The 15,083-nt window shown below is 48.7% G+C and carries 1 protein-coding gene; it reads right to left on the bottom strand.

The window, feature by feature from the left end:
- Positions 1 to 31: 31 nt before the first annotated feature.
- Positions 32 to 15,064: a DUF1542 domain-containing protein gene (locus ACSKY2_RS08810; RefSeq protein WP_491737195.1), complete on the bottom strand. Its 15,033-nt coding sequence runs from the start codon at positions 15,062 to 15,064 to the stop codon at positions 32 to 34.
- Positions 15,065 to 15,083 lie beyond the last annotated feature (19 nt).

Genomic DNA, 15,083 nt, shown 5'->3' with positions numbered 1-15,083 from the left:
TTAATTGTGATTGTGATAACTCACTCACATATTAATCTTTACTTTCATGTTTCTTAACTTTTATACCTAATGCACCTAATAGACTAGCTAATAGTGCAAGTAACGTTACAACAATATCTTGCTTGCCATCAGTTGTTTGAACACCTGTATTTGGTAGTGTCATATTTTCTGAATTTTGAACTTGTTGCTTATGATCACTATCATGAGATCCTGGTTCTCTGCCACTTACCATATCATTATCAGTCGCATGAACAGATGGTGTTACCCCCTCATCTGTATGTGGATATTGACTTGAATTTGTGACATGTCCATTGTTCATACCTGGTACATGTTGTTTATCAATTTCCTCCTTTCCTTCATTTAATGCTCTATTAACTTCATCAGCATTTGTTGCTTCATTAATTGCTTGTAGCGCATGTTGTACGGCACTGTCAACAGCTTGCTTCTGCTTTTCTTTTTCAACTGTTGTTAGAGAACTATCATTATCAATATCGTGTTTAATGTGATCACCCTCAGCAATAACATCTTCCTTAGCCTGGTTCTTTTGATCATCAAGAATTTGGCCAACATGGTGCTGAGCTTTAATCTCATTAATACCATCTATTGTTACTTTTTGAATAGCATCAGCGATTTGCACACGATCTATTTTTTGAATTGCTATAAAGGCCACTTGATCTACAGCTGCTTTTTGAGCATTCTTTTGTTTTGTCGTTAACGTTGGATCGTTATCAATCGCTATCTTTGTCTCATTAGCTGCTGCACGAATTTTCTCTTTAGCGAGATTCTTTTGCTTATCAATACTCATTCCCACTTGGTGTTGATTAGCGATATTCGTCTCACCTGTGGCTACCGATTGGTTAATGCCGTCAGCATCCGTGGCATTGTCGATTGCCGCATTAGCAGCCGTTACTGCTTGGTCTACATCCGCCTTTTGTTGCGTCTTTTCGGCCGTTGTCAATGTGGCATCATTGTCAATGTCTTGCTTGACTTGATTTGCTGCGGCTTCGATCGCATCCTTGGCTGTTTCCTTTTGGTTATCGGTTGTCTGACCAGGTTTGTGTGCTGCTGCGATAGCGGTCTCACCCGTCGTTACTGCTTGGTTAATGCCGTCGGCATTCGTAGCATCATCGATTGCTGTATTAGCCGCCGTGACTGCTTGGTCTACATCCGCCTTTTGTTGCGTCTTTTCGGCCGTTGTCAATGTGGCATCATTGTCAATGTCTTGCTTGACTTGATTTGCTGCGGCTTCGATCGCATCCTTGGCTGTTTCCTTTTGGTTATCGGTTGTCTGACCAGGTTTGTGTGCTGCTGCGATAGCGGTCTCACCCGTCGTTACTGCTTGGTTAATGCCGTCGGCATCCGTAGCATCATCGATCGCTGCATCTGCTGCCGTCACTGCTTGGTCTACATCCGCCTTTTGTTGCGTCTTTTCAGCCGTTGTCAATGTGGCATCGTTCTCGATTGCGGTTTTCGCTGCATCAGCCGCCGTTTGTATAGCCGTCTTTGCTGCACTCTTTTGATCCGTTAGCGCTTGTCCAGCTTGGTGCGCTGCTGCGATTGCCGTTTCACCTGTTGTGACCGCTTGGTTAATGCCGTCGGCATCCGTAGCATCATCGATCGCTGCATCTGCTGCCGTCACTGCTTGGTCTACATCCGCCTTTTGTTGCGTCTTTTCAGCCGTTGTCAATGTGGCATCATTATCGATTGCGGTTTTCGCTGCATCAGCCGCCGTTTGTATAGCCGTCTTTGCTGCACTCTTTTGATCCGTTAGCGCTTGTCCAGCTTGGTGCGCTGCTGCGATTGCCGTTTCACCTGTTGTGACCGCTTGGTTAATGCCGTCGGCATCCGTAGCAGCTTCGATCGCTGCATCTGCTGCCGTCACTGCTTGGTCTACATCCGCCTTTTGTTGCGTCTTTTCGGCCGTTGTCAACGTGGCATCATTGTCAATGTCTTGCTTGACTTGATTTGCTGCGGCTTCGATCGCATCCTTGGCTGCTTCCTTTTGGTTATCGGTTGTCTGACCAGGTTTGTGTGCTGCTACAATAGCGGTCTCACCCGTCGTGACTGCTTGGTTAATGCCGTCGGCATCCGTAGCAGCTTCGATCGCTGCATCTGCTGCCGTCACTGCTTGGTCTACATCCGCCTTTTGTTGCGTCTTTTCGGCCGTTGTCAATGTGGCATCATTGTCAATGTCTTGCTTGACTTGATTTGCTGCGGCTTCGATCGCATCCTTGGCTGTTTCCTTTTGGTTATCGGTTGTCTGACCAGGTTTGTGTGCTGCTGCGATTGCCGTTTCACCTGTTGTGACCGCTTGGTTAATGCCGTCGGCATCCGTAGCAGCTTCGATCGCTGCATCTGCTGCCGTCACTGCTTGGTCTACATCCGCCTTTTGTTGCGTCTTTTCGGCCGTTGTCAACGTGGCATCGTTGTCAATGTCTTGCTTGACTTGATTTGCTGCGGCTTCGATCGCATCCTTGGCTGCTTTCTTTTGGTTATCGGTTGTCTGACCAGGTTTGTGTGCTGCTGCGATAGCGGTCTCACCCGTTGTTACTGCTTGGTTAATGCCGTCGGCATTCGTAGCATCATCGATTGCTGTATTAGCCGCCGTGACTGCTTGGTCTACATCCGCCTTTTGTTGCGTCTTTTCGGCCGTTGTCAACGTAGCATCGTTGTCAATGTCTTGCTTGACTTGATTTGCTGCGGCTTCGATCGCATCCTTGGCTGCTTCCTTTTGGTTATCGGTTGTCTGACCAGGTTTGTGTGCTGCTGCGATAGCGGCCTCACCCGTTGTGACTGCTTGGTTAATGCCGTCGGCATCCGTAGCATCATCGATTGCTGTATTAGCCGCCGTGACTGCTTGGTCTACATCCGCCTTTTGTTGCGTCTTTTCGGCCGTTGTCAACGTAGCATCGTTGTCAATGTCTTGCTTGACTTGATTTGCTGCGGCTTCGATCGCATCCTTGGCTGCTTCCTTTTGGTTATCGGTTGTCTGACCAGGTTTGTGTGCTGCTGCAATAGCGGTCTCACCCGTCGTGACTGCTTGGTTAATGCCGTCGGCATTCGTAGCATCATCGATTGCTGTATTAGCCGCCGTTACTGCTTGGTCTACATCCGCCTTTTGTTGCGTCTTTTCGGCCGTTGTCAACGTAGCATCGTTGTCAATGTCTTGCTTGACTTGATTTGCTGCGGCTTCGATCGCATCCTTGGCTGCTTCCTTTTGGTTATCGGTTGTCTGACCAGGTTTGTGTGCTGCTGCAATAGCGGTCTCACCCGTCGTGACTGCTTGGTTAATGCCGTCGGCATCCGTAGCATCATCGATTGCTGTATTAGCCGCCGTTACTGCTTGGTCTACATCCGCCTTTTGTTGCGTCTTTTCGGCCGTTGTCAATGTGGCATCATTATCGATTGCGGTTTTCGCTGCATCAGCCGCCGTTTGTATAGCCGTCTTTGCTGCACTCTTTTGATCCGTTAGCGCTTGTCCAGCTTGGTGCGCTGCTGCGATTGCCGTTTCACCTGTTGTGACCGCTTGGTTAATGCCGTCGGCATCCGTAGCATCATCGATTGCTGTATTAGCCGCCGTCACTGCTTGGTCTACATCCGCCTTTTGTTGCGTCTTTTCAGCCGTTGTCAATGTGGCATCGTTCTCGATTGCGGTTTTCGCTGCATCAGCCGCCGTTTGTATAGCCGTCTTTGCTGCACTCTTTTGATCCGTTAGCGCTTGTCCAGCTTGGTGCGCTGCTGCGATTGCCGTTTCACCTGTTGTGACCGCTTGGTTAATGCCGTCGGCATCCGTAGCAGCTTCGATTGCTGCATCTGCTGCCGTTACTGCTTGGTCTACATCCACCTTTTGTTGCGTCTTTTCGGCCGTTGTCAATGTGGCATCATTGTCAATGTCTTGCTTGACTTGATTTGCTGCGGCTTCGATTGCATCCTTGGCTGCTTCCTTTTGGTTATCGGTTGTCTGACCAGGTTTGTGTGCTGCTGCGATAGCGGTCTCACCCGTCGTGACTGCTTGGTTAATGCCGTCGGCATCCGTAGCAGCTTCGATTGCTGTATTAGCCGCCGTGACTGCTTGGTCTACATCCGCCTTTTGTTGCGTCTTTTCGGCCGTTGTCAATGTGGCATCATTATCGATTGCGGTTTTCGCTGCATCAGCCGCCGTTTGTATAGCCGTCTTTGCTGCACTCTTTTGATCCGTTAGCGCTTGTCCAGCTTGGTGCGCTGCTGCGATTGCCGTTTCACCTGTTGTGACCGCTTGGTTAATGCCGTCGGCATCCGTAGCAGCTTCGATTGCTGCATCTGCTGCCGTCACTGCTTGGTCTACATCCGCCTTTTGTTGCGTCTTTTCGGCCGTTGTCAACGTAGCATCGTTGTCAATGTCTTGCTTGACTTGATTTGCTGCGGCTTCGATCGCATCCTTGGCTGCTTCCTTTTGGTTATCGGTTGTCTGACCAGGTTTGTGTGCTGCTGCAATAGCGGTCTCACCCGTCGTGACTGCTTGGTTAATGCCGTCGGCATTCGTAGCAGCTTCGATCGCTGCATCTGCTGCCGTTACTGCTTGGTCTACATCCGCCTTTTGTTGCGTCTTTTCGGCCGTTGTCAACGTAGCATCGTTGTCAATGTCTTGCTTGACTTGATTTGCTGCGGCTTCGATCGCATCCTTGGCTGCTTCCTTTTGGTTATCGGTTGTCTGACCAGGTTTGTGTGCTGCTGCAATAGCGGTCTCACCCGTCGTGACTGCTTGGTTAATGCCGTCGGCATTCGTAGCATCATCGATTGCTGTATTAGCCGCCGTGACTGCTTGGTCTACATCCGCCTTTTGTTGCGTCTTTTCGGCCGTTGTCAATGTGGCATCATTGTCAATGTCTTGCTTGACTTGATTTGCTGCGGCTTCGATCGCATCCTTGGCTGCTTCCTTTTGGTTATCGGTTGTCTGACCAGGTTTGTGTGCTGCTGCAATAGCGGTCTCACCCGTCGTGACTGCTTGGTTAATGCCGTCAGCATCCGTAGCAGCTTCGATCGCTGCATCTGCTGCCGTCACTGCTTGGTCTACATCCGCCTTTTGTTGCGTCTTTTCAGCCGTTGTCAATGTGGCATCGTTCTCGATTGCGGTTTTCGCTGCATCAGCCGCCGTTTGTATAGCCGTCTTTGCTGCACTCTTTTGATCCGTTAGCGCTTGTCCAGCTTGGTGCGCTGCTGCGATTGCCGTTTCACCTGTTGTTACTGCTTGGTTAATGCCGTCGGCATTCGTAGCATCATCGATTGCTGTATTAGCCGCCGTTACTGCTTGGTCTACATCCGCCTTTTGTTGCGTCTTTTCGGCCGTTGTCAACGTAGCATCGTTGTCAATGTCTTGCTTGACTTGATTTGCTGCGGCTTCGATCGCATCCTTGGCTGCTTCCTTTTGGTTATCGGTTGTCTGACCAGGTTTGTGTGCTGCTGCAATAGCGGTCTCACCCGTCGTGACTGCTTGGTTAATGCCGTCGGCATTCGTAGCAGCTTCGATCGCTGCATCTGCTGCCGTTACTGCTTGGTCTACATCCGCCTTTTGTTGCGTCTTTTCGGCCGTTGTCAACGTAGCATCGTTGTCAATGTCTTGCTTGACTTGATTTGCTGCGGCTTCGATCGCATCCTTGGCTGCTTCCTTTTGGTTATCGGTTGTCTGACCAGGTTTGTGTGCTGCTGCAATAGCGGTCTCACCCGTCGTGACTGCTTGGTTAATGCCGTCGGCATTCGTAGCATCATCGATTGCTGTATTAGCCGCCGTTACTGCTTGGTCTACATCCGCCTTTTGTTGCGTCTTTTCGGCCGTTGTCAACGTGGCATCATTGTCAATGTCTTGCTTGACTTGATTTGCTGCGGCTTCGATCGCATCCTTGGCTGCTTCCTTTTGGTTATCGGTTGTCTGACCAGGTTTGTGCGCTGCTGCGATAGCGGTCTCACCCGTCGTGACTGCTTGGTTAATGCCGTCGGCATTCGTAGCATCATCGATTGCTGTATTAGCCGCCGTTACTGCTTGATCTACATCCGCCTTTTGTTGCGTCTTTTCGGCCGTTGTCAACGTAGCATCGTTGTCAATGTCTTGCTTGACTTGATTTGCTGCGGCTTCGATCGCATCCTTGGCTGCTTCCTTTTGGTTATCGGTTGTCTGACCAGGTTTGTGTGCTGCTGCAATAGCGGTCTCACCCGTCGTGACTGCTTGGTTAATGCCGTCGGCATTCGTAGCATCATCGATTGCTGTATTAGCCGCCGTGACTGCTTGGTCTACATCCGCCTTTTGTTGCGTCTTTTCGGCCGTTGTCAATGTGGCATCATTGTCAATGTCTTGCTTGACTTGATTTGCTGCGGCTTCGATCGCATCCTTGGCTGCTTCCTTTTGGTTATCGGTTGTCTGACCAGGTTTGTGTGCTGCTGCAATAGCGGTCTCACCCGTCGTGACTGCTTGGTTAATGCCGTCAGCATCCGTAGCAGCTTCGATCGCTGCATCTGCTGCCGTCACTGCTTGGTCTACATCCGCCTTTTGTTGCGTCTTTTCAGCCGTTGTCAATGTGGCATCGTTCTCGATTGCGGTTTTCGCTGCATCAGCCGCCGTTTGTATAGCCGTCTTTGCTGCACTCTTTTGATCCGTTAGCGCTTGTCCAGCTTGGTGCGCTGCTGCGATTGCCGTTTCACCTGTTGTTACTGCTTGGTTAATGCCGTCGGCATTCGTAGCATCATCGATTGCTGTATTAGCCGCCGTTACTGCTTGATCTACATCCGCCTTTTGTTGCGTCTTTTCGGCCGTTGTCAACGTGGCATCGTTGTCAATGTCTTGCTTGACTTGATTTGCTGCGGCTTCGATCGCATCTTTGGCTGCTTCCTTTTGGTTATCGGTTGTCTGACCAGGTTTGTGCGCTGCTGCGATAGCGGTCTCACCCGTCGTGACTGCTTGGTTAATGCCGTCGGCATCCGTAGCATCATCGATTGCTGTATTAGCCGCCGTCACTGCTTGGTCTACATCCGCCTTTTGTTGCGTCTTTTCAGCCGTTGTCAATGTGGCATCGTTCTCGATTGCGGTTTTCGCTGCATCAGCCGCCGTTTGTATAGCCGTCTTTGCTGCACTCTTTTGATCCGTTAGCGCTTGTCCAGCTTGGTGCGCTGCTGCGATTGCCGTTTCACCTGTTGTGACCGCTTGGTTAATGCCGTCGGCATCCGTAGCAGCTTCGATTGCTGCATCTGCTGCCGTTACTGCTTGGTCTACATCCACCTTTTGTTGCGTCTTTTCGGCCGTTGTCAATGTGGCATCATTGTCAATGTCTTGCTTGACTTGATTTGCTGCGGCTTCGATTGCATCCTTGGCTGCTTCCTTTTGGTTATCGGTTGTCTGACCAGGTTTGTGTGCTGCTGCAATAGCGGTCTCACCCGTCGTGACTGCTTGGTTAATGCCGTCGGCATTCATAGCAGCTTCGATCGCTGCATCTGCTGCCGTTACTGCTTGGTCTACATCCGCCTTTTGTTGCGTCTTTTCGGCCGTTGTCAACGTAGCATCGTTGTCAATGTCTTGCTTGACTTGATTTGCTGCGGCTTCGATCGCATCCTTGGCTGCTTCCTTTTGGTTATCGGTTGTCTGACCAGGTTTGTGTGCTGCTGCAATAGCGGTCTCACCCGTCGTGACTGCTTGGTTAATGCCGTCGGCATTCGTAGCATCATCGATTGCTGTATTAGCCGCCGTGACTGCTTGGTCTACATCCGCCTTTTGTTGCGTCTTTTCGGCCGTTGTCAATGTGGCATCATTGTCAATGTCTTGCTTGACTTGATTTGCTGCGGCTTCGATCGCATCCTTGGCTGCTTCCTTTTGGTTATCGGTTGTCTGACCAGGTTTGTGTGCTGCTGCAATAGCGGTCTCACCCGTCGTGACTGCTTGGTTAATGCCGTCAGCATCCGTAGCAGCTTCGATCGCTGCATCTGCTGCCGTCACTGCTTGGTCTACATCCGCCTTTTGTTGCGTCTTTTCAGCCGTTGTCAATGTGGCATCGTTCTCGATTGCGGTTTTCGCTGCATCAGCCGCCGTTTGTATAGCCGTCTTTGCTGCACTCTTTTGATCCGTTAGCGCTTGTCCAGCTTGGTGCGCTGCTGCGATTGCCGTTTCACCTGTTGTTACTGCTTGGTTAATGCCGTCGGCATTCGTAGCATCATCGATTGCTGTATTAGCCGCCGTTACTGCTTGGTCTACATCCGCCTTTTGTTGCGTCTTTTCGGCCGTTGTCAACGTAGCATCGTTGTCAATGTCTTGCTTGACTTGATTTGCTGCGGCTTCGATCGCATCCTTGGCTGCTTCCTTTTGGTTATCGGTTGTCTGACCAGGTTTGTGTGCTGCTGCAATAGCGGTCTCACCCGTCGTGACTGCTTGGTTAATGCCGTCGGCATTCGTAGCATCATCGATTGCTGTATTAGCCGCCGTTACTGCTTGGTCTACATCCGCCTTTTGTTGCGTCTTTTCGGCCGTTGTCAACGTGGCATCATTGTCAATGTCTTGCTTGACTTGATTTGCTGCGGCTTCGATCGCATCCTTGGCTGCTTCCTTTTGGTTATCGGTTGTCTGACCAGGTTTGTGTGCTGCTGCAATAGCGGTCTCACCCGTCGTGACTGCTTGGTTAATGCCGTCAGCATCCGTAGCAGCTTCGATCGCTGCATCTGCTGCCGTCACTGCTTGGTCTACATCCGCCTTTTGTTGCGTCTTTTCAGCCGTTGTCAATGTGGCATCGTTCTCGATTGCGGTTTTCGCTGCATCAGCCGCCGTTTGTATAGCCGTCTTTGCTGCACTCTTTTGATCCGTTAGCGCTTGTCCAGCTTGGTGCGCTGCTGCGATTGCCGTTTCACCGGTGGTGACCGCTTGGTTAATGCCGTCGGCATCCGTAGCAGCTTCGATTGCTGCATCTGCTGCCGTCACTGCTTGGTCTACATCCGCCTTTTGTTGCGTCTTTTCAGCCGTTGTCAATGTGGCATCGTTCTCGATTGCGGTTTTCGCTGCATCAGCCGCCGTTTGTATAGCCGTCTTTGCTGCACTCTTTTGATCCGTTAGCGCTTGTCCAGCTTGGTGCGCTGCTGCGATTGCCGTTTCACCGGTGGTGACCGCTTGGTTAATGCCGTCGGCATCCGTAGCAGCTTCGATCGCTGCATCTGCTGCCGTTACTGCTTGGTCTACATCCGCCTTTTGTTGCGTCTTTTCAGCCGTTGTCAATGTGGCATCGTTCTCGATTGCGGTTTTCGCTGCATCAGCCGCCGTTTGTATAGCCGTCTTTGCTGCACTCTTTTGATCCGTTAGCGCTTGTCCAGCTTGGTGCGCTGCTGCGATTGCCGTTTCACCTGTTGTGACCGCTTGGTTAATGCCGTCGGCATTCGTAGCAGCTTCGATTGCTGCATCTGCTGCCGTTACTGCTTGGTCTACATCCGCCTTTTGTTGCGTCTTTTCGGCCGTTGTCAATGTGGCATCATTGTCAATGTCTTGCTTGACTTGATTTGCTGCGGCTTCGATCGCATCCTTGGCTGCTTCCTTTTGGTTATCGGTTGTCTGACCAGGTTTGTGTGCTGCTGCAATAGCGGTCTCACCCGTCGTGACTGCTTGGTTAATGCCGTCAGCATCCGTAGCAGCTTCGATCGCTGCATCTGCTGCCGTCACTGCTTGGTCTACATCCGCCTTTTGTTGCGTCTTTTCAGCCGTTGTCAATGTGGCATCGTTCTCGATTGCGGTTTTCGCTGCATCAGCCGCCGTTTGTATAGCCGTCTTTGCTGCACTCTTTTGATCCGTTAGCGCTTGTCCAGCTTGGTGCGCTGCTGCGATTGCCGTTTCACCTGTTGTTACTGCTTGGTTAATGCCGTCGGCATTCGTAGCATCATCGATTGCTGTATTAGCCGCCGTTACTGCTTGGTCTACATCCGCCTTTTGTTGCGTCTTTTCGGCCGTTGTCAACGTAGCATCGTTGTCAATGTCTTGCTTGACTTGATTTGCTGCGGCTTCGATCGCATCCTTGGCTGCTTCCTTTTGGTTATCGGTTGTCTGACCAGGTTTGTGTGCTGCTGCGATAGCGGTCTCACCCGTTGTTACTGCTTGGTTAATGCCGTCGGCATCCGTAGCAGCATCAATTGCTGTATTAGCCGCCGTTACTGCTTGGTCTACATCCGCCTTTTGTTGCGTCTTTTCGGCCGTTGTCAACGTAGCATCGTTGTCAATGTCTTGCTTGACTTGATTTGCTGCGGCTTCGATCGCATCCTTGGCTGCTTCCTTTTGGTTATCGGTTGTCTGACCAGGTTTGTGTGCTGCTGCAATAGCGGTCTCACCCGTCGTGACTGCTTGGTTAATGCCGTCGGCATCCGTAGCAGCTTCGATTGCTGCATCTGCTGCCGTTACTGCTTGGTCTACATCCACCTTTTGTTGCGTCTTTTCGGCCGTTGTCAATGTGGCATCATTGTCAATGTCTTGCTTGACTTGATTTGCTGCGGCTTCGATTGCATCCTTGGCTGCTTCCTTTTGGTTATCGGTTGTCTGACCAGGTTTGTGTGCTGCTGCGATAGCGGTCTCACCCGTCGTGACTGCTTGGTTAATGCCGTCGGCATCCGTAGCAGCTTCGATTGCTGTATTAGCCGCCGTGACTGCTTGGTCTACATCCGCCTTTTGTTGCGTCTTTTCGGCCGTTGTCAATGTGGCATCATTATCGATTGCGGTTTTCGCTGCATCAGCCGCCGTTTGTATAGCCGTCTTTGCTGCACTCTTTTGATCCGTTAGCGCTTGTCCAGCTTGGTGCGCTGCTGCGATTGCCGTTTCACCTGTTGTGACCGCTTGGTTAATGCCGTCGGCATCCGTAGCAGCTTCGATCGCTGCATCTGCTGCCGTCACTGCTTGGTCTACATCCGCCTTTTGTTGCGTCTTTTCAGCCGTTGTCAATGTGGCATCATTGTCAATGTCTTGCTTGACTTGATTTGCTGCGGCTTCGATCGCATCCTTGGCTGCTTCCTTTTGGTTATCGGTTGTCTGACCAGGTTTGTGTGCTGCTGCAATAGCGGTCTCACCCGTCGTGACTGCTTGGTTAATGCCGTCGGCATCCGTAGCAGCTTCGATCGCTGTATTAGCCGCCGTTACTGCTTGGTCTACATCCGCCTTTTGTTGCGTCTTTTCGGCCGTTGTCAATGTGGCATCATTATCGATTGCGGTTTTCGCTGCATCAGCCGCCGTTTGTATAGCCGTCTTTGCTGCACTCTTTTGATCCGTTAGCGCTTGTCCAGCTTGGTGCGCTGCTGCGATTGCCGTTTCACCTGTTGTGACCGCTTGGTTAATGCCGTCGGCATCCGTAGCAGCTTCGATTGCTGCATCTGCTGCCGTCACTGCTTGGTCTACATCCGCCTTTTGTTGCGTCTTTTCAGCCGTTGTCAATGTGGCATCGTTCTCGATTGCGGTTTTCGCTGCATCAGCCGCCGTTTGTATAGCCGTCTTTGCTGCACTCTTTTGATCCGTTAGCGCTTGTCCAGCTTGGTGCACTGCTGCGATTGCCGTTTCACCGGTGGTGACCGCTTGGTTAATGCCGTCGGCATCCGTAGCAGCTTCGATCGCTGCATCTGCTGCCGTTACTGCTTGGTCTACATCCGCCTTTTGTTGCGCCTTTTCGGCCGTTGTCAACGTGGCATCGTTGTCAATGTCTTGCTTGACTTGATTTGCTGCGGCTTCGATCGCATCCTTGGCTGCTTCCTTTTGGTTATCGGTTGTCTGACCAGGTTTGTGTGCTGCTGCAATAGCGGTCTCACCCGTCGTTACTGCTTGGTTAATGCCGTCGGCATCCGTAGCAGCTTCGATCGCTGCATCTGCTGCCGTCACTGCTTGGTCTACATCCGCCTTTTGTTGCGTCTTTTCAGCCGTTGTCAATGTGGCATCGTTCTCGATTGCGGTTTTCGCTGCATCAGCCGCCGTTTGTATAGCCGTCTTTGCTGCACTCTTTTGATCCGTTAGCGCTTGTCCAGCTTGGTGCGCTGCTGCGATTGCCGTTTCACCTGTTGTGACCGCTTGGTTAATGCCGTCGGCATCCGTAGCAGCTTCGATCGCTGCATCTGCTGCCGTTACTGCTTGGTCTACATCCGCCTTTTGTTGCGTCTTTTCAGCCGTTGTCAATGTGGCGTCGTTTTCGATTGCGGTTTTCGCTGCATCAGCCGCCGTTTGTATAGCCGTCTTTGCTGCACTCTTTTGATCCGTTAGCGCTTGTCCAGCTTGGTGCGCTGCTGCGATTACTGTCTCGCCTGTCGTCACCGCTTGGTCAATACCATCAGCATCTGTTGCTGCGTCGATTGCTGCATCTGCTGCCGTTACTGCTTGGTCTACATCTGCCTTTTGTTGCGTCTTTGCTGCCGTTGTCAATGTGGCATCATTGTCAATATCTTGCTTAGTTTGACTAGCAGTATCAATAATGTCTTGCTTAGCTTGTGCGATTTTTGCAGCGCTCCGTTCATTAGCTAAAGTGACGTCATTATCAATATTAGTTTTTGATTGACCTAGCAATGTATCAACATCATTTTCAGTTGTCGCCGCATCAATAGCTGAACTCCCAGAAGTCACTTCACTATCAATATCAGACTCATATTGTTTTTTCTCATCAGTTGTTAACCCAGGCATTGTTGTGTCAATTTTATTCTTAGCTTGGTTACCATATGCAACTAAGTCTTCTTTATCAAGGATTTTCTTATTAGCTAGTCTTAAGTCTCCAACATTATAACTTTCTGTATCTTCTAAGAATTCCTTGGTTGCATAGATGACAATCGTGTCAGTATTATTCAACGATACGCTTGATAAATCAATAACGAATTGCCCTGCATCATTAGTCATGACTGCATAATACTTACCGTCCCTCCAATAGGGACTAGTTAACTGATTAATTGTGCCAAGACTATCAATGGTGCCATCCGCATGTTTGATACCAACATTAATATAAGCACCAGATACACCATCAACAAGATTTCCAGTCAATGTCTTATCATTTAATCTCACACCGTCAATAACAACATCATCCCCAGCAGAAATGAAATCAAGAACATTGACCGATTGATTATTTAATAATGCATTAACTCTATTTTCGGTATCCTGTGTCTTACCCTCAATACTGCTAACAGTGACTTTACCATTGCTAAAGTTTAACGTTAAAGTCTTAACTGAGTTTGTATAACTATCCCCATCTTTAACACGAACATCATTAAACGTTAAACTAGCGTTATTAATAACCGAACTATTCGCATTGGTATTTTTTGAGCGGTCAATCACAAAATGTGCCGGATCGGTGACAATAAATTGACCACCACTTGAGATATTAAAAATCGCAATTGCTCCTGTACCATCAATGGATACATTGAAGGATGCCCCTTTATTAATAATAAAGTTTGCATTACTCCTTGTGATGCTAAAAATACTCTTTGTTGTATTATCCAGATTATTTCCCTGAAAATTAAATTTTGCACCAGCATCCATCGTAATGGATGCATTAGACCCATTGAAATAAATTGGCTCAGCTAATAATTTACCATTAGCTACGATATTAATTTCAGCATTATCTGCTGCTGTTACTTGTGCATTACTTCCTAAGGCAATGGCACCAGAAGCACCGGCGTCCGTCGAGTCGACATTTAAATAAATGTTCAACTTTGCACTCTTCCCTAATGTCACATTACCATTCGTTAAGATAGCATAGGATGCCCCGTTTTGAACTCCCTCACCTGTACCATTTGCATTTGTATGAGGGTATAGATCAACAATAGCACCATCTTCCAAAACAGCACCTTTACCACCATTTGTTAGTTGCAAAACATTACCATTACTGGTTGTTGCAATAAAATGACTACCAGTTGTAAAAGTAACCGATGACCCTTGAATAACTTGTTGATTGTTTCCACGACTAACACTCGAATCTTGTGTTGTTTTTAGTTGTGAATGGCCATCAATACCGTTACTATATTGAGCAACCGTCGTCACTGTGACATTATCATGAATATATATATCAGCATTGGGCGAATAAACAAACTGTGAGCCAACATAGTTAACATTACTAAAATGATATTCTTTCGCACTTCTAATTACACCATAATAACTACAACCAAAAATATCCAAATTTTGAATAGTAATAATACCGTTACCACTATCACTAAAATAATAAGAATCCATGTCAAGAATGTAATGACTGCCTGCTACCGAGGTAATTGTAATACTTCTTGAATTAGAGATTATTATCCAATTACCACTTTTTAAATCAGACATATCAATATTATTAGCAATATAAATCGTATTATACGTACTTTTAGCAATTGCATCTGATAGTTGTTGTGCCGTGCTTACAGTAATAGCATTTTCAGATTGCGGATTATCTTGTGTCGTCACGCTGTTTACATTATTCACAACAGACGTACTGCTAGTTGTACTTGCGGCTGATGACGCTGCCGACGAGCTTGACTGACTACTTTGTAATACGCTACTAGCATTATTTGCAGCAGAAGATGCAATCGTACTTGCTCCTGAATCAGACGTAAGAGCAGTTGATGCCGTTGTTTCATTTTCTGTTGCATCACTTGTTGCAACGTTGGCACTTGCTGAACTAGCTGATGTTGCAATACTATTTGTTGTCGTTTGGCTTGCAGCAGTATTTGCTGTACTATCAGCCATTGATGAACTTGCACTATTGCTAGTCACACTTGTTGAGCTAGCCGAGTTATTATCAACACTATCTGTTTGACTAGATGTTGCCGAGCTGACTGCAACACTATCTGCTTGACTAGACGTTGCCAAGCTGGCTGCAACATTACTTGATTCACTGACTTGTGTATCCTCTGAACTAACGCCGTTATCACTACTTGTGACTATTTTAAAGCCAGCTGTTGCATCACTTGATGCTGCAGACTGTTCAAGGGTACTATCATTTTGATTAGCTGACGTATCATCCGCATGAACACTTTGAGTAGTCCCTTCAATACCAAGGCCTAAACTTAGCGTTGCAATACCTGCGAACATCCATTTTTTCCCAGCTTTATACATTTTAAATCGAACAATTTTTCTCAGCTCCATAACTGACTACCCCCTAATT

The organism is Weissella sp. ESL1156, from assembly GCF_058505625.1.
Note: the sequence above shows the minus strand (reverse complement) of the source record. Positions and strands in the feature narration are given on the sequence as shown.

Coding starts and splice junctions, on each gene's coding strand:
- ACSKY2_RS08810 (WP_491737195.1), bottom strand. CDS start 15,064: ATGGAGCTGAGAAAAATTGTTCGATTTAAAATGTATAAAGCTGGGAAA.